This is a genomic window from Microcoleus sp. Pol17C6, from assembly GCF_036701145.1.
Lineage (GTDB): Bacteria > Cyanobacteriota > Cyanobacteriia > Cyanobacteriales > Microcoleaceae > Microcoleus.
The window spans coordinates 43,398-66,995 of record NZ_JAUBQH010000020.1 but is presented as its reverse complement, the minus strand read 5'-3'; the positions used below and the strand labels follow the sequence as shown (position 1 = coordinate 66,995).

Annotated in this window: 11 protein-coding genes; all 11 read right to left on the bottom strand. The window is 45.8% G+C overall.

Annotated elements, in window-relative coordinates:
* Nucleotides 1-292 precede the first annotated feature (292 nt).
* Entirely contained in the window at nt 293-2,578 is a 2,286-nt protein-coding gene (locus tag QUA25_RS12465; protein ID WP_333038119.1) for an FdhF/YdeP family oxidoreductase, read from the bottom strand.
* A gap of 215 nt (nt 2,579-2,793) precedes the next feature.
* Entirely contained in the window at nt 2,794-8,001 is a 5,208-nt protein-coding gene (locus QUA25_RS12460; RefSeq protein ID WP_333038117.1) for a WD40 domain-containing protein, read from the bottom strand.
* A gap of 630 nt (nt 8,002-8,631) precedes the next feature.
* Complete coding sequence (locus QUA25_RS12455; RefSeq protein WP_333038115.1) at nt 8,632-8,991, bottom strand: hypothetical protein; 360 nt, start codon at nt 8,989-8,991, stop codon at nt 8,632-8,634.
* A 373-nt stretch (nt 8,992-9,364) separates the two neighbouring features.
* The gene (locus QUA25_RS12450; protein ID WP_333038113.1) at nt 9,365-9,508 is read right to left on the bottom strand and encodes a hypothetical protein; all 144 of its coding nucleotides are present in this window, start codon (nt 9,506-9,508) and stop codon (nt 9,365-9,367) included.
* A gap of 106 nt (nt 9,509-9,614) precedes the next feature.
* The gene (locus QUA25_RS12445) at nt 9,615-10,307 is read right to left on the bottom strand and encodes a response regulator transcription factor (protein WP_333038110.1); all 693 of its coding nucleotides are present in this window, start codon (nt 10,305-10,307) and stop codon (nt 9,615-9,617) included.
* Nucleotides 10,308-10,512: 205 nt separating this feature from the next.
* Nucleotides 10,513-11,340, bottom strand: coding sequence for a type I methionyl aminopeptidase (map, locus tag QUA25_RS12440; RefSeq protein WP_333038106.1), 828 nt, complete (start codon nt 11,338-11,340; stop codon nt 10,513-10,515).
* Between the two features lie 142 nt (nt 11,341-11,482).
* The gene (locus QUA25_RS12435) at nt 11,483-13,549 is read right to left on the bottom strand and encodes a response regulator (RefSeq protein ID WP_333038104.1); all 2,067 of its coding nucleotides are present in this window, start codon (nt 13,547-13,549) and stop codon (nt 11,483-11,485) included.
* A 7-nt stretch (nt 13,550-13,556) separates the two neighbouring features.
* Entirely contained in the window at nt 13,557-14,264 is a 708-nt protein-coding gene (locus QUA25_RS12430) for a chemotaxis protein CheB (RefSeq protein WP_333038102.1), read from the bottom strand.
* Nucleotides 14,236-15,063, bottom strand: a complete 828-nt coding sequence (locus tag QUA25_RS12425; protein WP_333038100.1) for a protein-glutamate O-methyltransferase CheR — start codon at nt 15,061-15,063, stop codon at nt 14,236-14,238. The genes QUA25_RS12430 and QUA25_RS12425 overlap by 29 nt, the downstream gene beginning before the upstream one ends.
* 173 nt (nt 15,064-15,236) lie before the next feature.
* Nucleotides 15,237-21,053 (bottom strand): HAMP domain-containing protein, encoded by a 5,817-nt coding sequence (locus QUA25_RS12420; protein ID WP_333038098.1) that lies wholly within the window; start codon nt 21,051-21,053, stop codon nt 15,237-15,239.
* Between the two features lie 292 nt (nt 21,054-21,345).
* Nucleotides 21,346-23,454 (bottom strand): FAD-dependent oxidoreductase, encoded by a 2,109-nt coding sequence (locus tag QUA25_RS12415; RefSeq protein ID WP_333038096.1) that lies wholly within the window; start codon nt 23,452-23,454, stop codon nt 21,346-21,348.
* Nucleotides 23,455-23,598 lie beyond the last annotated feature (144 nt).

Below are 23,598 nucleotides of genomic sequence, written 5' to 3'. Positions count from 1 at the left end.
ACAAAATACTGGTGGTAGGGAGGTTTCGGAGGTGCGTTAGTGGCGGCGATTGCGATCGGTTCTGCGATTAAAACTGAAACAGATTGGGGATGGACTTGGCGCGGTAGAACTTGGCAAATTAAGAGTTAATTAAGACTTGCATATGGGCAGGCAAGATGCCCACCCCACAAAAAATTAACTCGTTGTGGAACAGGGATATTGCCTGTTCTTAAAAATCATCCACAATGTGAGTTATAGAAGAAAGAAGGAAGAAGAAATAAGGCAGAGCTAATCATAACATCCGTTACTTCCCTTACATCCGTTGCCGAGCTTCCGCGTATACAAAAGCAGGTACGCGCTTGTAAGCAGGCGTACCAGATCGCTTTTCAATCTCCGGGTGAAAAATTACATTAACTTCAGGATAAAACATCAAAGCAGCACCCTCACGAACCGCCCCATAAATCACCTCGACATTTTCCATTTTCCCGACATTTCCCTGCACCGTAACCCGCTGATGTTCTTGAAAACCCGTGCTTTCTGCATCCGCACGATTCATCAAAATGCAGTTGCGGTGCGGCATTCCCCGGTACTTGTCATCAATTTTGTAAACCACAGTATTGTGCTGAGAATAGCTGCGTCCCGTCATCAATGCCACAACAATACCCTGTGTTGATTCCGCTCCTCCAAACTCTTTCGCTTCCGGTAATCTCAGCTTAGGTAAAGGCGCGACAAACATCTTCGCTTTCCCAGAATCAGTAGGGAATTTAGGTTCCGTAAAAATGCGACCGCCGATGGTAAATTCCTCTTTTGTTTCATCGATTGTTGCCATTTTTTCAAACCCAGGAATGGTCTTAGCAATCAATTGCCGAACGTAGCGGGTGTCCTGAAGTTGGCGCCAATCTACCGGATAAGTACCGTGAATTCGGCTCGCTAATTCTGTTAAAAAAATTACTTCAGGAATCAAATCGGAAGTAGTGAGATGAGTTTCACCCTCATCATTTAAACGCACAAAGTTATTCCCCGATTCCACCGTTGTTTTGTGGGGATTTTCAAAACGATTCAGTACAGGAATCACAATTGTATTGTGCTTTGCCAATCCGTGAAAATGCCCTAAATTCGGTTTGGTTGCGAGGTAAATAACGGTTTCAACATTGCTTAAAGCGCGTTTTGCCTGCGTTGAATCTGGATTCGCCCCATACAAATTACCGCCCAGACAAATCAGTGTATCGACTTTGCCTGCATCTGCTGCTTCAATGAGCGATCGAGTTTCGTAACCCTTAACGCGGCTGAGGGGACGCCCTAACAACTTTTCGAGAGCGGCCTGGATTTCTTTTTTCAGCTTCACAGTGACGCCCATAGAGCCGAATCCTTGGACGTTTGAGTGTCCTCTGACGGGCATTAATCCCGCCCCTTCTTTGCCGACATTTCCCGTCATCAAGGCAGTGTTGGCAATGCTAAAAACATTATCTACGCCGTTATCGTGTTGGGTAATTCCCATCGCCCAACCGAATACAACTCGCTTTGAAGTGCCGATGATTTTGGCTGCTGCCTCAATTTCTGCTTGGGAAACTCCGCAGGTTTTAGTAATAGTTTCCCAATCGGTTTCGCGGGCGTGCTGGACTACTGCTTCCCAGCCTTCTGTATAGGCTTGCAAGTATTTTTCGTCCAGCAATCCTTGTTCGATTATAGACTTTTGAATGCCGACAAATAGCGCCGTATCGCTGCCCGGAATTGGTTGCAAGTATAAGGAGGAAATATCGGAACCGGGGATGAGCGACTTGACGGGAAATGCCGGAGAACCAAACTTGACTAATCCGATTTCCATCACCGGATTGATTACAATGATTTTACCGCCTTTGTCGCGAATTTTAATTAATTCGTTCATGAAGCGGGGATGGTTGTAGGCAGAATTCGCACCCGCGAGCACGACGCAATCTGCTTGCTTTAAGTTTTCTAGACTCACTATCGAGGTGCGTGTGGCAAACATTTCGCTTAAGCCAGTTGTCGAGGGAGCGTGGCAGAGATCGGAACAATCTGCTAAGTTATTGGAACCCATCGCTCTCATCATCAATTGCAGCAGAAAAGCCGCTTCGTTGGAAGAGCGGCCGGAACTGTAAGATGCTACTCGTTCCGGGGTTTTGCGAAACGCAGCTTCGGCAATCTGATAAACTTCTTCCCAAGAAATGCGATCGTAATGAGATGAACCAGCCCGCAAAATCATCGGAAAACTCAGCCTTCCCAACCTGTCGGCTTCCATTGAAGTTAATTGCTGAAGTTGTGCAATACTCTTCTTTTCAAAAAATTCAGTAGAGATAGCGGGCTTGATTTCAGCGGAGATTGCTTCAACGCTTTTCATGCAGCGCTGAAGTTTTTCGCCCTCTTCATTTGTAAAACCTCCTTTCTGCCCGCCAGTGCCCCAAGAACATGACAAACAAGCACTTTTGTGCAGCAAAGTTTTCCAAAGTTTCGGGCCTTCCGGGGACAATGTATGTTTTGCCCAATATTCTATTACGGGCAAACCGCCACCTATCTCTGGTGTTTCCTCGTTTGTCTCGTTGAATGGCGGGATTGGTTGGACATTTTGGGAGTTGACATCCATGCGGTTTACCTTTTGTTGGAATTGCGGATTAATGCGGCGGGCGAACCGCCAAAGGAGTTAAGTTTATTACGGAAATTTTAGCGCAAAGTTAAAGCCAAAAACACCAGTCAACAGATAGATACTTTAATCTAAATTAAACTCTAGGTTAGCAGTCATGAAGAGAATTCTTTCTTCATCGGCAGAGAGAGAAATGAATTCCTCACTACAAACAAGGTTTACTTCCTCTTATTTAACGCCTGCTTCCCAAACCCCAGACACAGCAGCCGATCGCCCTCAGCAACATTCGGGTCATTCTGCAAATAATCTCCCAACCACTCGCAACTGCGAGCAATGATATTATTCAGTTCTAAATTCTCCACAGGCAACAGAATTACATTCCTATCCCTACTAGCAAAAGCCAGAGTTTTGCTGTCCGAACTAAAAGTAACGCTCAACACCCGATCGCTCGACTCCAAAGTCTTCGATAGCAGCGCCTTCTTGCCGTCAAAATCCCAAAGTTTAACAGTATTTCCCCCACTCGCCGCCGCAATCAATTTGCCGTCTGGACTAAAACTCACGCTTTCTACAGTATCGCTGTGGTCGAGTTTTTCAGTTAAATTAACTGCCTTGCCATCAAACCCCCACAAGTAAACTTTTTTGTCAGCGCAAGCAGCAGCAATAGTCTTACCGTCGGGACTGAAACTAACATTTTTAACGCTGTCCCGGTGGTCGATAGTTTTCATAATTTTCGCAGATGAACCGTTAAATTGCCACAGGTAAACTCTCTTTTCTCCGGTAATTTCAAAAGCCTTTTTCTTCCCGCTTGCCTTGTCCTCCGCAGCGGTAGCAGTAGCAATAGTTTTGCCGTCGGGACTGAAGCTAACGCTAATTACTGGATTGGTGTGATCGAGTTTTGCAAACAAAGTTGCTTTAGAACCGTTCCAGCGCCAGAGGTACAATTTGCGATCGGCATTGGCGGCGGCAATTATCTTTCCGTCTGGACTAAAACTCACGCTTCTAACAATACCGCTGTGGCTGAGAGTATCTAACAGTTTGCCGTTTAAACTCCAGACTTTCACTGTTTTGTCATCGCTCGCCGAAGCAACAGTTTTATCATCAGGCGAAATGCTCACCCAGGTAACAGAATCCTTGTGACCTTCTAAGATTTTGAATAAACTGCCGTCATCCCGCCAAAGTCTCACGGTTTTGTCCCCACTAGCAGAAGCAATTGTTTTGCTATCAGCGCTAAAACTGACTTTGTAAACCCAGTCTCCGTGTCCCGATAAAATCTTATTCAGCGGAGTGCTGTCCGGTTTCCAAATTTTCACTATTTTGTCTTTACTTGCGGAAGCAATAGTGCCGTCACCGCTGAAACTTACGGCCCTTACGTCGTCTTGATGTCCTCGAAAAGTATTGAGCAAAGTGCCGCTGCCACTCCAAACTTTCACCGTATCGTCGGCACTGCCCGTGACAATTTTTTTGCCGTCGCGACTGAAACTCGCGCTGACAACTTCATCGTTGTGTCCTTTGAGAGTTCTGATTTCCTCACCGTTTCGCTTCCAAATTTTAGCTGTGGTGTCGGCACTTGCTGAAACGAGTTCTCTGCCGTTTGGACTGAACTTAATGCTGTACACAATGTCAGAATGTTTGGTTAATGTTTTGGGATTAATTGTAAATTTCTGGGTTTTACTTTCTCGGTTCCAAAGTTTGACAGTTTTGTCTACACTTGCTGAGGCAATTGTTTGGCCGTCGGGGCTGAAACTGACGCCCAGCACCCAGTCTTTGTGTCCGGTTAAGGTTTGCAGCAATTTTTTGTTCGCCAGGTTCCAGATTTTGACGGTGTTGTCGTGACTGGCAGAAGCTAGGGTTTTGCCGTCTGGACTGAAACTGACGCTGGTGACGATATCGCGGTGGCCGGATAAAATGCCGTGAAGCGGAGCTATCCCGTAGGGAATCGCACTTTTGTCGTTATCTACTTGCCAAATTCTAATTATGCGATCGGCACAACCAGTAGCGATCGTTTTCCCATCGGGACTAAAACTAATACTCGTCACGCTATCTGGGTGATTAAAAGTTTTTAATAACTTACCTTCTTTGGTCCACAATTTAACAGTTTTGTCAGCACTTGCCGAAGCAACTGAATTGCCGTCGGGACTGACACTCACATCCAAAACAAATTTGCTGTGCTGCTCGAAACGGTTGCGTTCTTGCACCCCGGAAACTGCTTGTCTGAGTCTTTCAGCAATTTGATTTTTAGTCTCCACAGGCAGCGCTGTACTTTTCTGAGAATCACGAGCAATTTTGATACTATTTTCCAACACTCCTAATTGATTTTTTTCATTAGAAAGCACCAAAGCTTCCGACGCAGAATTTAGGGCATCAGTCCGACTTTTTTCTGCTTCTTGCCGTGCGCTTTCTGCTAATTTTGCTTGCTCGAATGCCATCCCTGAAACACCTGCGAGTACAAGCACTCCTAGAACCGCCGCCCGCAATTGCCATCTCCGAGTTTGGTAAAGTTGAGCTTCCGCTTGGTACTGTTTGTCTCTAGCTTCCGACAGCAAAGCATCTTGCTCTCTGTCTTTGCGAATTTGTTCAATTTCATCTCGGTTAATTTGGTTTTGCTTTCGCAGTTCCTCAAATTCTGCCTTTTGATCTAATTCTTGCTGCTGGCGAATGAAGCTAACTAAATAATCGTGAACGAGCTGATAAAGCTCTGCCGGTAGTTCCGTCCATCGAAAAACTAAACCTGAGTTTACTAACAGTTCTAAGACTAAATCTAATTTATCAGCTTCGGCAAACGTCGCTAAATTTGAGGCTAATTCGGCGCGGGTTTTTAGGGGACGGATCTCCTCTTCATCTGTCAGCAAATACAAAACTCGGCGCGCCGCTACTTCATTTTCCGGGCCGCAATCTTTGATGACTTCTTCGAGAAACCTTTCTACTAATTTTTGTTGCGGATTGTTGCCGAGTTCCTGATATTGACTTAAAGTTCTAATGTTCTCTTGTTGCAGTTGAGCGCCGACAAGTTGTAGTTCGATCGGGCGGACTTCTCCCAATTCTCCAGCTAGATCTTTGACTAATTCTTCGATCAGATCCGGTTCTAAGTAAAACTGCGCTCGTTCAGTTAAAGTGCGAATTACCGATCGCGCATCGACCAGCGAAAAATTTCCCAAATAAAACAGAATGTTTTTGCTGAGAATGTCCTCCAAAATATCATTGTTAACGAATCCTGTCTGGTTTTTGGGTCGGGAAAATTCCAGCAAATAGTGCAGGTAATCTTCCCGCAAACACAGGACGACTTTTAAATATTTGATTTTCAAGCATTCCCGCAAAAAATCAAAAAATATTTGTCTTTCCGCTGGCTCTTTCCACACGAAAAAAAATTCTTCAAATTGGTCAAATATCAGAACAGTCACTAAATGTTCGGAATTTATTTGCAGCTCCTTGAGAATATTTTCGTATTCGATCGCCTGTTGTCGTATGATTAATTCTACTGGCTGTGACTGCTCCCTTTGCCCCTCATTATTCCCAGTCGAGCCACTGTGAAATCCCGAAATAAGATTTCCCTTGACTGCACCTGCTTCTACTGGAAAATCTACCGGAGAAATTTCTGGTACTGCTTCGGTAATTTCCGGATCGAATATTTCAGCTTTCCCAGCAGATAACTGTCTGGTTAATTCCCGCGGCCAGTTGTTATAAACTTGCAGCACTACGGGCAAAACAGTCCGCATTTCTATTTTTTTTTGTTTGAGAGCTGGTACTAATCCTCCCGTGACTATTGAACTTTTGCCAACTCCAGACTGACCGTAAATTACTGTCAGTTTGTCTGGGGTATTGTTCATCCTATATATCAAGCGGTTGAGGTCTTGCTCTCTGCCGGAAGCTGTAATTTCGTCAGCAATAGTAGCCGCGTTTGCAATAGTTTCGGCGACGGAATTAACCGCTTCTCTGTGCGGCTGCAACTTTCCGGCTCCAATAAAAGCTCGGAACCGATACGTGTGTTCCACCGCTCGATAATCTTGCTTAATTTGAAATGCTTCGAGATATTGTCCCCGCTGAAAATAGAGAGATCGCAGCATTTCTAAAACCCGCAAATACAGTTGCGGGTTGTAGCACGCTTCGGTTTCCGAGCGAGCAAGCTCTAAATGCGCGATCGCCTCCTGTACCTCACCCAACTGACTCTGGGCCTCTGCTAAAATTAACAGATACAAGCCTAGATGCTGCGACTTTACAGGGGTTCCCTGTCCCGTCGCTTCTAAATTTGAGTTGAGAACGTCTAGAGCCATTAAAGCCCATTCTTTCGCCCCTTGCCAGTTCTTTTGCTCTAAGGCTACTCTAGCCAAAAAGCCGTAATCTTGAGCCAAATTAACTGCTGAATTTTCCATATTTTCATGTAACCTCCGAGCTTTGATAGCTAAATTCCAGAGTGCATCCCAATCTTCTAAATATTGCAATACTTCGCCAAGTTGATTGATGAATATACCAACGGCATCCTGCCGTCCCGCCCGTTCTAAAACATCAATACATTCCTGAAAATAATTCTTAGCTTCCGTCCAGTAAGGACGGTTTCCGCTGCGGTGTTTTTCTGCTTGGAAGCGGTAGCAAAGACCGATGTGGAATAGCATAATTCCCTCTAACACGGGGGCAGGATGAACGGTAAATAACAAATTGCTAAATTCGGTTTTTTGTCCAATAAACGCTACTTGATGCTTCCAAAAACTGAGACTTTTTTGATACAATTCAATAGCTGCAGGGATGCGGTGACAAGCATATTCGTGCCTACCGCGAATAAATTGCAAACTCGCTTCAATAGCTGGTTCTAACCTGATGTTGCAAGTTTGCAAGTCTTGGCTAGCCGACTCTAGTTCACTCAAAGAATTGGCTCCGAGAATGGCAGAATTAGTTAAACGCCAATTGCCACTTTCCAAAATGTTGGAAAAAATGCGATCGGCACTTTTGCCCAGGAAATCCACCAAGTCGTCGGGGCCAATCACAAATTCCACACTTGTCGTCCAAGTTTCGATATCTGTTACTAACCGAATCAGTTTTTTTAAGATTTTGTCTGTCACCCACAGCACCACCGGGAATGGAAAATTATTCCGAAATTCTTCCCTCACGTAGTTGGTAGAAGTCAGCAGTCGATCGATCGCGCTTACCGATTCCAATCCAAACACCATTAAAGCTGCCGGATGGCTGCAGGAAAGTTTGGTTTCTATTGTCGTGTAAAGAGTTTTAACAGATGGCGGGAGGACAATTTCTTGAATCTCGATATCAGACTGCTCCCGCAATTGCCTTACAATTTCCTCTCTCATCGCACTGTAATTGCACCGTACCAAAATCAGCGAAAATTGCCCCTGAGACATCGAGAGAGTCCGGGTGAGAGTTTGCAGCGAACTTTTGTTTTGCTGTGCTGCGGTGTCTTGCTGGCAGTGCGAATTCATCATAATTAATTAGTGAAAAAGTTTCTCAGGATAGGTGCTGTAAACTGTCGAAAAAAGGAAGTTCGGCAACGGATTATTTAACGGATGTAACGGATGTAACGGATGTAACGGATTATTTAACGGATGTAACGGATGGAAGTTCGGCAACGGATTATTTAACGGATGTAACGGATGTAACGGATGTAACGGATTATTTAACGGATGTAACGGATGGAAGTTCGGCAACGGATTATTTAACGGATGTAACGGATGGAAGGAATCGATCGCAGGGGAAAGTGCAATTAAGAACGTCCTAACCGTTTTGGCGGTTGCTTTAAGTTTACTTTTACCCGCTTTTACGTTTGCCAATCACAGCGAAGAATCACATGATTAATTTTATTTCTGCCCTTGTGGGCTATTTCCCATCAGTGGAAACTATTAATTAGTTAAGTTTCTTTCAGCCTGCATACTTATTATGTTAGCCGATCGCATTAAAGCATACCCAAAAAAATACATACTCTGTTATTCGCATATTCCCAGCAAAATCAACCGGATTTTACTGAAATCTTGATAATTGATCAAATTCTATCCACCCAAAGAGTCTTTGTTTGCGGGGCTCCCAGCCATCGCCCAAATCGCGCAAATCCGATTCAGTTATTCGCATATCGCTGAAATCCGGCATTCCTTGCTTGACTGACCCCTTGCAGCACTGAGATAAACTATCGGCGGTGGCTCATCAATTACAGCTTGAAGATTTTTTGTCATAAATTTACTAATCTCCATATCTAAAGTAGCTGCAAAATCAGGTTCATCCCAATCCTCGCTTTCTTCAATGCTAATGGTTGTTGGTAACCCAATATCAACATCTAGCTCATCGCCAAAATCCGCAACTTTCTTAATTGGATCTATTTTCTGACCGGGCTCAGTGGCAAAAGCTTCAGTTGTATTGGCTATTAGTACGAGCGGCAGTGCTACTAGGGCACTTATTGTTTGTCGCGCCGTGATTTTCCTCATGGTATTCTCCTGGTATAAACTCAACTTTGGTGCTGCTATACATTCAACATCTGCGGCTACTTTAGAGCGCTGTCAGTCGATTTTAGATTTTAGATTTTAGATTTACTCCATAGATGAATCTGAGAGCTTGAACTAGGGCCTAAAATTGTGGGGTACTTACCTCTATGGCAGTTCACAAGTATCCGTTTTTGAGCAGAGTCATTAATTAATAGTGGCTTGTTTTTCCACAGACTCTAACCTTATCTGTGACTCTTCGCGGCAGGTTTGCTTAACTGAGCATATCCGGTCCACTGTTTGCCTTTCTATTTACTACGTGAAAACTCTTAAACAGTCAGGTTTTCCCGTTAAGTAATTCTCCAGCCTTTGCGAGTGTTCATCTCAGACTCAAAGCAAAGTGGGTGAGAAGTTCGATCGCACACCAGTTTTCGCACACCAGTTTTCGCACACCAGTTTTCGCACTCCCGCGCTGCCACCAGCAAGCTGATGTGACATACCACAGCCACCGGATATCTGTCAATACTTATATCTTAACATTTCTAAGTTGTTGCATAATTCTCGTTACCAGGAAGAGCCTGGTAACGCAGCTCGGCGAGGCAGAGCCTCCAGCCAAGTCGAGAGGACTCCTATTTCGTCAAGCCGTGTTCGAGAGCGAAGCGAACCAACTCAGTACGGCTGTTAGTACCCGTCTTGCTAAACAAACGGCTGACGTACTTTTCCACATTACGCACGCTAGTTTCCAAGCGGCGGGCAATTTCCTTATTCATCAAACCTTGAGCAACCAAATCCAAAACACTTTGTTCTCGCGGAGTCAAATCAATTTTAATCGGCGAAGGACTTTGGGCGATCGAACTCCGCCCGCTCAACAAAGACTCAATTCTTGCCATTTGGCTTGTCAAAGCAGCAATATCGGGACTTTCAGCATTTTCGCTCGTCTCCTTAGCAGCCGCGCGACGGGCCAGCAAATTGGTTACTATTGCTACTAACTCGTCGGGATCGAAGGGCTTAGAAAGATAAGCATCGCAGCCTGCTTGATAGCCTTGAATGCGATCGCTCGTCATCCCCTTAGCCGTCAAAAATACCACCGGCAAAGCCTTATAGCGAGGATCTTCCCGCACTTGTTTGAGAAATTGATAACCGTCCACCTGGGGCATCATAATGTCTGAAATCACCAAATCGGGATTGTACTGCTGCAAGAGTTCCCAGCCATCCCGAGCATTACTGGCAACTTCAACCGCAAAATCGCTATCTTCCAAATAAGCTTGTACTGCTTCCCGCAAGCCCGGTTCATCATCTACCAATAATAATCGTGCTGACATAGTTGTTACCTTTACGCTTTACCACTATTTTTTAATTTAGCCGCATTTAAGTCTTATTGTCACTCCATCCCTCGAAGGAACTCAAAAAATTATTGTTCAACTCAAGAGCTTTGAGTTAGGTTTTGATTTAACGATGAAAAAGTTCTTAAATCTTTAATTCAAAACTCCAAACTCAAAACTCAAAATTATTATTGAACCCTTCCACTTAAACTTTTGAACGATCGGTCAAAATTTCATAACCAGTTTCTGTCACCAACACAGTATGCTCAAACTGAGCCGACATAGCATTGTCAACGGTTACAGCAGTCCACTTGTCAGAAAGCGTCCGAGTGTACTTAGAACCGGCATTCAGAATTGGTTCGATCGCCAATGTCATGCCCGCTCGCAATTTCACGTTCGGCATTTCCCGCGTGCGGAAATTGAAAACCGACGGTTCCTCGTGCAAATTTCGCCCGACACCGTGGCCGGTAAACTCCTCAACGATGTTAAAACCGTTGCTTTTGACATGATCTTCGATCGCACCAGCCAAATCGAGCAAATAGGCTCCAGCCTTCACTTGTTCGATGCCTTTGTACAGAGCTTCTTCTGCGACTCGGATTAATTTTGCCGATTCGGGAGTCACTTCCACAACTGCGATCGTAATGCAAGAATCGCCGTGAAAACCTTGGTAATATGCCCCCGTATCTACTTTAAGAACATCTCCGGCCCGAATTACTTTTTTGGCGCTGGGGATGCCGTGAACAACTTCGTTATTAATGCTAGAGCAAATCGATCCGGGGAAACCGTGATAGCCTTTAAAACTCGGAGTTGCCCCCATTTCGCGGATGCGTTTTTCCGCATAAGCATCCAAATCAGCAGTAGTCATTCCCGGTTTCACCATTTGGGAAATTTCTTTGAGTACCGTTGCAACGATTTTCCCTGCCTGCCGCATAATTTCGATTTCGCGTTCAGACTTAATTTCAATGCCTCGACGCTGTTTTTTGACTTGGGGTGCTTGAGTTGGGCTAGAAAGCAGACTGCTAAAAATATTCATGAATTGATTGGCGGGTAATGTTGTACTTTGACGGCAGGTTGAAGCAAAAAAACGGCAAATATCCACTTTTTTGTGGAAAAACGAGTGTCTTGTTCCGAACTGTCGATCGCTTGTCCTTGTAGCTAGCTTAATATTTTTCTCACTAATCGGCACGGGATTGGCGGGTCAACAAAGCGGTTTCAACCGCCGAGCCCGTTGGAGCGGGATTTCCGAGCATTCCTGTGAGGTTAGCAATTGTGGCAATTAACTTATTTATGTCAACTGGTTTAGATAAGTGCATCTGGAAACCAGCTTCGAGCGCTTGCTGGCGCTCTTCCTCTCTGGCGTAGGCCGTCAGAGCGATCGCAGGCATCTTTCCACCCCTGAGCAATTCCATTTCTCTCACGCGCGCGATCAACTCATAGCCGTCTGCTTCCGGCATTCCAATGTCGCTCAGCAGCAGATCCGGCCAATAACTCTCCAGTGCAGCTAGAGCCCCGGCCACCGATGCCGCCGAGCGCACGATAGCTCCTTCGTCCTCGAGTAAAGCAATCAAAAACTCCCGCGTGTCATCGTCATCATCCACCACCAGCAATTGCAAATTAGCCAGAGTGGGGAGAACCTCTGTCGCGTCATTGAGCGACGACCAATCATCGTCAGCAGCGAGGGCGTTCCTCTGAGCAAGAGGTAAAGCCACCGTAAATTTCGCACCCTCGCCCGGATTATTCTCTGCATACACCTTACCGCCGTGCAGTTCCACCAAGTGACGGACGATCGCCAATCCCAGTCCCAAACCCCCGTAAGACCTAGTTGTGCTGCTATCAGCTTGGCGGAAGCGATCGAAAACATAAGGCAAAAAATCAGGAGCGATACCAATGCCGCTATCAATTATCTCAATTTGAGCCTCATCTCCAACTGACTCTAACCGCACCTGTACTTTACCCTCTTGCGGACTAAACTTAATCGCATTTGACAGCAAATTCCACACAATTTGCTGCAAGCGATCGAAATCGCCGATAACTTCACCTACATTTGGACTGCATGTTAATTCTAGGACTATTGATTTTTCCTCAGCCAGGGGCTGCAAAGAATCTATTGCCAGGTTGATCGCAGATTCCAACCGAATCGGATGCTGATTTAAATTTAGTTTCCCCCGCAGAATCCGCGAAACATCTAAAATATCTTCGATGAGTTGAGATTGAGATTTAGCATTGCGCTCAATTGTTTCTAGGGCTTTCTCTATAGTGTCTTGGTCAAATGTTTTGGTACGAAGCAGCCTAGACCAGCCGAGAATTGCATTTAAAGGAGTGCGGAGTTCGTGAGAGAGAATAGCTAGAAATTCATCCTTCATCTGGTTAGCTCTCTCAGCTTCTTGCCGCGCCACTTGTTCCCGGAGTAGTCTGCCGCGTTCTTCCTCTGCTTGCTTGCGGTCTGTGACATCTCTAACCGTGCCCACGTGACCGATCAGTTTTCCCAAATCCGAAAACATTGGCGACGACTGCACGTGAATCCACCTCACAGTTTCGCTACCAGCTAATCGAAACTCGTTAGAATATTCCTGGCTTTCTTTAATCCAAGCTAACCAATCTGCTACTACGCGATCGCGATCTTCTGGATGAACTTCCCGCTGCCAAACCTCTGCCAAACTTTCCTCCAAAGTTAACCCGCAAATCGCTTGACAACGCGGGTTGATGTAAGTACAGCGGCCTTCAACGTCAGCTAAGTAAATTCCCAGTGGTGAACAAGCACACAAAGTGCGAAACCGCTCTTCACTTTTCCTTAGTTCACTATTAACCGCAGCTAACTGTGTTGCTTGCTGCTTCACCTCGACTGTTTTTTGGAACAATTCCACAAATACCTGCACCTTCGAGGTCAATATTTCCGGTTCTAAGGGTTTGAACAGGTAATCCACCGCACCCAGAGAATAACCTTTAAACACGTGGGTGTCATTACTGCTGAATGCTGTGATAAAAATAATCGGAGTCGCTCGCGATCGATCTCTAGAGCGAATCAATGTAGCTGTCTCAAATCCATCCATTCCCGGCATCTGCACATCAAGCAAAATTACCGCAAAATCTTCATTAAGCAGACATCTCAGAGCCTCCGCGCCCGAATTAGCTTGTACTAGATGATAAGACGGGCTGTTGAGAATAGCTTCTAGAGCTATCAAATTTTCTGGGCGATCGTCAACTAAAAGGACATTTACTCGATGGGGGGACTGCAGATTCATAATTTTTTTAATCTTTAATTCTTAGCAAATTGACTAAACAGAGAGCGATTTTAGAGAGGGGTAAAATCCAGTCTACTTCAACATTTGCGATCGCCGACGCTGGCATGGCCGGGCATAGAGCTGAAGCCGGTTCCTCCACAAATGTCAATCCTCCCTCAGCTTTAATTTTTGCCAGCCCTTTAGTGCCATCCGAATTAGCTCCCGTTAAAATTATGCCGATAACTTTCTCCCCAAACGCATCCGCAGCAGACTCAAATAGCACATCGATTGAGGGCCGCGCGTAGCTGACAGGACCCTCAGTTGATAGTGCAAATTTAGGAGTTCCGCGATAGGGGATTGGGAATTTTGAATTGTGGATTGACTCCACTGCCACGCTCCCCCCTTCTGTAAAGTCGTTTTCATACAGGCTAAACTCCTCGTCAGAGGGCGATTCTATTAGCAAATGATAGTCAGCAGGAGCCAAGTAAACCCGTCCAGGTACGATCTCCTCTTTGTCTTGGGCCTCTGTGATTTGCAGAGAGCATTGCTGTTGTAAAACATCAGTAAGCCTATTCTGAGAACTCTTATGGCGGTGTTGGACAATAACTACAGGCAAAGGAAAGCTTTGTGGCAAATCTGCCAGCAGCACAGTCAGAGCCTGTAGCCCTCCCAAAGACGTGCCCACAACCACTATTTCAAAATTTTTTTTATTTAATTCTCCGGTAGAGTTTATCACTACTTTCAATGGGTTCATAGTATTTTTCATAAGGTGTAAAAGTTAGAGACTCCTGATGTCCTAGTCCTAAAACCCCAAACATTCCCAGGCTCTCATAAAAAAGCTTGTGTACCCGCTCTTGGAGGTGTGGATTGAAATAAATCATCACATTACGGCATAAAATAACATTAAATTCATTAAAAGAGTTATCCGTTGCTAAGTTGTGGTGAGCAAAGACAATATTATCTTTAAGGGAAGAGCGAAAAATCGCATTTTCATAGGCAGCAGTATAATACTCAGAAAACGCTTTCTTGCCCCCCGCTTGGTGGTAGAGTTGCGTATATTCTTGCATTTGTTTCAGTGGAAATATCCCTGTTTTGGCGGTTTTTAAAACTAATTCATTCATGTCCGTAGCGTAAATCCGACAACGGTCGTACAGTCCTTCTTCTTGCAGCAAGATTGCCATAGAATAGACTTCTTCTCCCGTTGAACATCCAGCGTGCCAAATCCGAATAAAAGGATAAGTACGCAGCAGCGGCACCACTTTATTTCTGAAACTAATGTAAAAGCTGGGATCGCGAAACATCGCCGTTACATTGACAGAAATGTCCAGCAGTAAACGGTCTAGATAAGCAGGATTGTGCAGTACCTTTTCCTGAAGTGCCGAGACAGTGGTGAGCCGTTCCGAGCGAATAGTGTTCCAAATACGGCGCTTGAGAGAGGCAAGAGCATAATTGCGAAAATCAAATCCGTAATAGCGAAACATTCCCTCTAGTAGGAGTTGAATTTCGATGGTTTCAAGTTCATGGCTTTCGGACATTTTTAATTACTAATTGGTTATTGGGCATTGTTGACTGTTGACTGTTGACTGTTGACTGATGACTGTTGACTGCTGACTGTTGACTGTTGACTGCTGACTGTTGACTGCTGACTGTTGACAACTAATAACTAAAAACTGCCAACAGTCAACTGCCAACTGACAAGTTACTTCCATTATCGATAAAGCCAGACACGCAGCAGCGAGAGCAACTGTTCCGTATCAACAGGTTTGGTAATGTAGTCAGACGCACCAGCTTCGATACATTTTTCTCGATCGCCCTTCATAGCTTTCGCTGTCAGAGCAATCATTGGCAAGGAAGCAAATTGAGGCATATTACGAATTGCTTGCATGGTTTCGTAACCGTCCATCTCTGGCATCATCACGTCCATCAACACAATATTTATCTCAGGCGTATTTTGCAATTTAGCAATGCCCTCTCTGCCATTCTCAGCATACACAACTTCCATTTTATGGCGCTCCAGCATACTTGTGAGAGCGAAAATATTCCGCATATCGTCGTCAACAATCAAGACTGTTTTGCCCGCCAGCGTCGAATCTGTTTGATACAATTGCTCTAGCATTTGGCGCTTTGGTTCCGGCAAATTTGCTTGCACTCGGTGCAAAAACAAAGCTGTTTCATCTAACAAACGTTCCGGCGATCGCACATCTTTAACAATGATTGTTTCGGCCATGCGCTTGAGTTGACCTTCTTCGGATCTTGTCAACTCTTTGCCCGTATAAATAATAAGTGGCAGACTTTTCAAAGTAGCCTCTTGCTTGATCTGCTCGATCAGTTCAAAACCAGTCATATCTGGTAGTCCCAAATCGAGTACAACGCAGTCAAAATGCCCCGATTTCAAAATTTCTAGCGCCTCTGCACCACTCCCCACAGCCGTTGTAGAAACATCGTGATTACCGATTAAATCCACAATGCTCAGACGCTGTGTTTCGTCGTCTTCGACGACTAGCAAATTCTTCACTGGCCGCTCCACAAACCCCTTAATATCAGTCAAAGCTTTGCTCAATGCTTCGCGACTGACAGGCTTTTGTAAGTAGGCAATCGCCCCTAACTGCAAACTGCGCTGCCGCCCTTCTTCAACTGATACAATGTGAACCGGAATGTGGCGCGTACTTGGGTCGTGCTTCAAGCGATCGAGCACTGTCCAGCCATCCATCACAGGCAAATTTAGATCCAGCATAATCGCAGTTGGCTTGAACTCTCGCGCCATCGCCAAACCGATATCGCTCCGCAAAGCCACCAAACCTTTAAAACCCTGTTCCTGCGCCATATCCAACAGAATTCGAGCGAAGTTTACATCATCTTCAATAATCAAAAGCACGCGATCGCCACTCTCAATATTTTCTCGATCATCAGAGATTAAAGGTGAGGGGTAAGGCGCGATCGGCAAGTGGAAATTCGGCAAAGGAAGTGCGGGAGAGTTAGCAGCGGGTAATTGAGGCGTTTGCTTGCCCGTTCCCGAACTCGTTTCATTCATTATTCGCGATTCTTGGTAAGTTTGTGGCAGATAAAGCGTGAACCTACTACCCTCACCAGGGCGACTTGTCAATTTAATTTCTCCACCTAACAAATTAGCGATTTCTCTACTAATTGACAAACCCAAACCCGTGCCCCCGTATTTGCGGCTAGTGCTACCATCTGCTTGTTGGAAAGCCTCAAAAATAACCCTGTGTTTTTCAGCAGAAATCCCAATCCCGGTATCGCTAACTGAGAAAGCCAAAACAGTAGGGGAACTCCTTAAACTTTGTATCTCTAAACTCCACCCTTCCCGCGCTACTTCGGCATGCAATTTCACCTCACCTCGCTCTGTAAACTTAAACGCATTAGAGAGGAGATTCTTCAAAACTTGTTGCAGCCGTTTAGCATCAGTATAGAGACCTTTTGGCAACCCAGCCTCCAGCTCTATTTTAAAACTCAACTTCTTATCCTGGGCGATTTGGCGGAAAGTGCGATCCAAATGATCTCGCAAGTCCGTAAACAACACTTGCTCTATTTCCACCGACATCGTGCCTGATTCAATCTTAGCGAGATCCAAGATGTCATTAATCAGCCCCAGCAAATCATTTCCCGCCGAGTAAATTGTGCGCGTGTATTCAACTTGCTTCTGAGTCAAATTGCCTTCAGTATTGTCAGAAAGCAATCGAGCCAGAATCAACAGCGAATTTAGCGGAGTTCGCAACTCGTGAGACATATTTGCCAGAAACTCCGACTTATACTTAGAAGTTAGAGCCAACTGTTCTGCTCTTTCTTCCAACAACCCCCTCGCCTGTTCGATATCTCGGTTTTTCCGCTCCACTTCCTTATTTTGCAGCGCTAGCAATTCCGCTTGTTCTTCTAGTTCTTCATTCGTTTGTTGCAACTCTTCCTGCTGACTCTTTAACAGTTCCTCAGATGCGCGGAGTGACTGCGCTTGTTGTTCGAGACGCTTATTAGTTTCCGTTAGTTCTTTTTGCTGAGTTTGTAACTCTTCTGCCAAAGACTGTGACTGTTTCAGCAACTCTTCCGTCCGCATACTCGCCGCAATTGTATTTAAGACAATGGCGATACTTTCTGTAAGTTGATCGAGGAATGTCAAGTGTATTTCGCTGAATCGGCGGAACGAAGCTAACTCGATTACTGCCGTCACTTGTCCCTCAAATAATACAGGTAAAACCACCACATTCAGCGGCGTAGATTCTCCCAGTCCCGATCCAATTTTAACGTAGTTTTCCGGCACTTCGGTCAACAGTATCCGTTCTTTTTCCAGGGCGCATTGTCCTACCAAACCTTCGCCTAAATGGAATCGATTTCCTAACTGTTTGCGTTCGCGGTATGCGTAGGTACTTAACAGTTTGAGAAACGGATCGTGCTCGACCGATTCCATCATGAAGAAGACGCCATGCTGAGCAGAAACCAACGGCGTCAATTCTGAGAGAATTAGTTTAGAAACTGTTTCTAAATCCCGCTGACCTTGTAGCATTCGAGTAAACTTAGCAAGGTTTGTTTTCAGCCAATCTTGCTCAGTATTTTTCTGCGTAGTCTCCCGGAGATTGGCGATCATCTGGTTAATGTTGTCCTTAACGATCGCAACTTCTCCTTCCGTGGCGACGGAAATTGACCTCGTTAAATCGCCTCTGGTAACAGCAATTGCCACTTCGGCGATCGCCCGCAGTTGAGTAGTCAAATTCGCCGCCAACTCATTCACATTATCCGTCAAATCTCGCCACGTCCCCGCCGCACCCGGAACCTTCGCCTGGCCGCCCAATTTCCCTTCAATTCCCACCTCCCGCGCCACTGTAGTAACTTGATCGGCAAACGTCGCCAGCGTATCGATCATCTCGTTAATCGTATCTGCCAGAGTCGCAATTTCTCCTTTTGCTTCCAGCATTAATTTGCGCTTCAAATCGCCATTCGCCACCGCCGTCACAACTTTAGCAATACCCCGCACTTGCGCAGTCAAATTCCCCGCCATCGAATTTACGTTGTCGGTTAAATCTTTCCAAGTTCCCGCAACTCCTTTCACGTCAGCTTGACCGCCCAACTTACCCTCAGTTCCCACCTCCCGCGCCACCCGCGTCACCTCAGAAGCGAAGGAATTAAGCTGATCCACCATCACGTTAATAGTATCTTTCAGTTCGAGAATTTCGCCTTTGACATCGACGGTGATTTTCTTAGACAAATCGCCATTTGCCACCGCTTTCGTCACTTCCGCAATATTCCGCACCTGCGCCGTCAAATTCCCCGCCATCAAGTTAACATTATCAGTTAAATCTTTCCAAGTTCCCCCTACACCACGCACGTAAGCTTGCACGCCTAATTTACCTTCCGTTCCTACTTCCCTAGCAACTCGGGTTACTTCAGATGCGAAGGAACTCAACTGATCCACCATGATGTTAATCGTGTTTTTCAGTTCGAGAATTTCGCCTTTTACATCGACAGTAATTTTCTTCGACAAGTCGCCATTTGCTACAGCCGTCGTCACTTCCGCAATGTTACGCACTTGTGCTGTTAAATTCCCCGCCATCGAGTTAACTGAATCCGTTAAATCTTTCCAGGTTCCCGCAACTCCTTTAACTTCCGCTTGCACGCCTAATTTCCCTTCGGTTCCCACTTCCCTAGCAACCCTAGTTACTTCAGATGCGAAGGAATTTAACTGATCCACCATCGTGTTGACGGTGTTCTTCAGTTCAAGAATTTCACCTTTAACATCTACAGTAATTTTCTTCGACAAGTCGCCATTTGCCACAGCAGTCGTAACAGCCGCAATATTCCGTACTTGCTCCGTCAAACTACCCGCCATAAAATTAACTGAATCCGTTAAATCCTTCCAAGTTCCTGCTACGCCTCGGACATCCGCTTGACCGCCCAGTTTACCTTCCGAGCCCACTTCCCTAGCAACCCTGGTTACTTCAGATGCAAAGGAATTAAGCTGATCCACCATCACGTTAATGGTGTTTTTCAGTTCTAAAATTTCGCCTTTAACCTGTACCGTAATTTTTTTAGATAAGTCACCGTTAGCAACCGCCGTCGTCACCTCAGCAATGTTGCGGACTTGTGCCGTTAAATTCCCGGCCATTGAGTTAACTGAATCCGTTAAATCTTTCCAGGTTCCTGCTACTTCCTGCACTTCAGCTTGTACGCCTAATTTACCTTCCGTCCCCACTTCCCTAGCCACCCTGGTGACTTCTGATGCGAAGGAATTTAACTGGTCAACCATGGTGTTGACGGTGTTTTTTAGTTCGAGAATTTCGCCTTTTACATCGACGGTAATTTTCTTAGATAAATCGCCCTTTGCCACAGCGGTTGTCACTTCAGCAATGTTTCGCACTTGTGCTGTCAAACTGCCTGCCATGAAGTTAACGCTATCCGTTAAATCCTTCCAAGTTCCTGCAACTCCTTTAACTTCTGCTTGACCGCCGAGTTTGCCTTCGGAACCTACTTCTCTCGCCACCCGCGTTACTTCTGATGCGAAGGAATTTAACTGATCCACCATGATGTTAATAGTGTTTTTTAACTCTAGAATTTCACCTTTAACATCTACAGTAATTTTTTTAGATAAGTCACCATTTGCCACAGCAGTCGTCACGTCAGCAATGTTCCGCACTTGTGCGGTAAGATTGCCGGCCATCGAGTTAACTGAATCCGTTAAATCTTTCCAGGTTCCTGCAACTCCCCGCACTTCAGCTTGCACACCTAATTTACCTTCCGTTCCCACTTCCCTCGCCACCCGCGTTACTTCTGATGCGAAGGAACTCAACTGATCCACCATGATGTTAATCGTGTTTTTCAGTTCGAGAATTTCACCTTTTACATCTACGGTAATTTTCTTCGACAAGTCGCCATTTGCCACCGCCGTTGTCACTTCAGCAATGTTACGCACTTGTGCTGTTAAATTCCCCGCCATCGAGTTAACTGAATCCGTTAAATCTTTCCAAGTTCCAGCAACTCCTTTAACTTCTGCTTGCACGCCTAACTTCCCTTCGGTTCCCACTTCCCTAGCCACCCGCGTTACTTCCGACGCAAAGGAGCTCAATTGGTCTACCATTGTGTTAACAATTTGCGCTGTTTGGAGGAATTCTCCTTTGAGGGGTCTGTCTTCTATTTCTAAGGCGATAGTTTGCGATAAATCCCCTTTTGCTACGGCCCGAATTACTCTGGCGGTTTCAGAGGTTGGTTGCACTAAATCTGTAATTAGGGTATTGACAGAGTTGACGCTAGCTGCCCATGACCCCTCGGCGCTGCCGATGGTGGCCCGCTGGGCGATTTTGCCTTCTTTACCGACAACTGTGCCGATCCGCTCGAGTTCGGCCGCCATTCTCTCATTGAGATCGATAATGTCGTTAAGTTCGTCAGCAATTTTCCCCGCTAGACCGGTCTGATCTATGGGCATCCGAACTGAAAAGTCCCCTTTTTTGACGGCCACTAAGGTTCTAAGTAACTGTTTGGCATAAGCATTATTGGAATTGGGGGCTGTTATCTGTGCAGTTGACATGGCCGTTACCTTTGACGAGTTTGGAGGGGAAGGGGGGAATATTTTTGAGATTATTGATATTATCCGACTAAAGCAGTGTCTGATTGCTTCTATCGAAAGATGGATGACAAATTGCTGTTTATCAGCTATTTTGTTATTGGTTATTTTATAGTGGTTCGCAGGCTCTTCTTGGTAACCAGTTAATTGTCGGGTGTCAGGAACAAGCCCGAAAGCCTGTTCCACCCTGTTCTACAAAGAGTGAATTTTATTGTAGGGCGGGCATCCTGCCCGCCCTACAGATTACCAACTGCGATTATTTCCAATTTTGCCACGAACTATTGAAAATAGAAGTACCCGGAAATGCGATGGGATTGGCATTTTGTTGCAACCGCAACTGTAACACTTCCAAGTTTGGCTCGCGGGAGGGCAATTCGTCCACTAAGTCATAAGGTAGAATCCCCTTTTCTAGGGAAAAAGCAGCCGTAACTCCCGCCGCCGCACCGGCAGACCATTCAAAAGAATGCACTCGATAAGCAGCCGCCGCTGTGTGGCTAACAGCAATACTTTTACCCGCTACTAACATATTGTCAATTTTCTGGGGAATCATTGCCCGCAGCGGAATTTGGAACGGATAAGCTTGCCCTTGAGCTTTGCGAGTGCCTTCCCGTTCGGTATTTCCCGGTGCTTCCGGCGGACTGTTGGTCATGCAGGGGTGAAAGTCGATCGCATAATGACCGATACCCACAGAATCAGGATAAATCGTAGCGCGCGATCGCGATTTTGTATCCTCAACAGATTGACTTCCCACAGCCAAAGCCGGCGCATTCAAACCACCCACAGCCAACCACAAATTGCGATACTCTTCCTCCGACAAATTCTGGCGATAAAAATCAGCCGTAAAATCAGTGCGAGACATATCAACTTCCCACACCATAAAACCTTGAGGCTGATTGAAACTCGGCCGCCCAATAATGCGCCGGCCCTCCCGCATATAAGGATATTTAGAAAGTCCGTGCACCGTCCCCATCGGCGAATCCAACCCGCTCAAAAAACGATTGTTTGGATTAGGCTTTTTCACTCCTTCTCCTAGCTGTGAGTCAGTAGTTCCTGTTACCAGCCAGTAGAAAAATCCTTTGGCATTTTCCTCTCCCTTTCGCAAAGTTTCGGTTCGCAAACCGCCCATCCATCCCCCCGGTTGCAGTTGGCCTGCTTCTGCCAACTGCTCGCGAGAATAAATTAAATTATCCTGGGGAGAACCGGGACGATAGTCATTGCCCCAAGTCCAGTTTTGCATCGAAATATCGCCGGGATAAATCGGGAATTGCTTCGGGTCTGAAGGTCGCTTTTCATCCGGTCTCATGCTCCTGATTTGGCGGTAGGTGAAAACTAAGGGAAAGCTCGCCAATCTCTGCAATTCGTAGCTGTAGTAAGGAGCGTATTGTTGATAAAAAGACGGCACTTGATGCTGCTGCGGTTCCTTCGTTGCCTGCATCGCAAAGGTGTAGGTAAAACCTTGAGTGCAGTAAGCGTCGCCGGTTGCGCTGGGGGAGGAAGGTTCGAGGGGGGAACGCGGGTCAATTCCGAGGCGGTAGGGAACATCCGCAAGTCCGATCAATTCGCCTGTTTCAGTGGCATCTACAACGTACCAATCAGCACCCCCTTGTAAAGGCGGGGAACTTGGGGAATCTCCCCCCCTTTTTTTGTTAGGGGGGTTCTGAGAGGCTTTAGAAATAAACCGAATAATAGTTTTGTTAAATCGCGGAGAATTTTCGTAGCGATAGGCATCTTCGATAGTTTGAGAAAGAGTTTCGGTGTTGAGTGGTGGCGTGTTGGCGGCGGGTTTGTGTTGAATGGCGATCGCACTTTTAATTTGTTGGCCCCCAACCGCATTCCCCGCCACAGCAGGAGTAATTGCTAGTTCTTTAATAACCGTATTGGGAAACCATTTCAGCGTGCCTTTGCCTTTTCTAGCTGCATCCTGCAAGATGTTAAATAGAATTTTGTGACCGTCGTAGGGCATGAAACACGAATAGCTAACCCAACAGCCTCCGGGATTTAGCCGCCCGTAATGTTCCTTGATCCGCCCCCGCAATTCGAGGTAGCCGCGGGGGTAAAATAAGAGCGATCGCTGAGTCTCTCTTTCATCGAGTGCGGAAGTTCCCTGGGAGGAAATTTGACCGCCTACCCAGTCAGTAATTTCAGTAAGGCAAACTGTGCGCCCCGCCAGCAAACCTTCGTAAGCGGTAGCAGCGCCTGCGAGCCCGCCGCCTGCTACTAGAATGTCGCAAGTTTCTGCATTGTCTGGATTGCGCGGAGGTGCGGCAAATACTGGCGAAATGCTCCCTATTGCGGAAACTATGCCGAGGGTGAGGCTAAGGATCGATCGACCTTTGAGCAAAAATAGATAGTGTCGAAGTTTCATCAGAGATTGTGGAATTAATTTTGACATAGCGCGAAAAACACTCATGCCATCTAAATGTTTATTTTGCAGTATACTGGTATTTCGCGGTGTTGTCAGGGAAAACTTTTTTAGAGAAGAGGCATTAATACCAGCAACAACTATTGA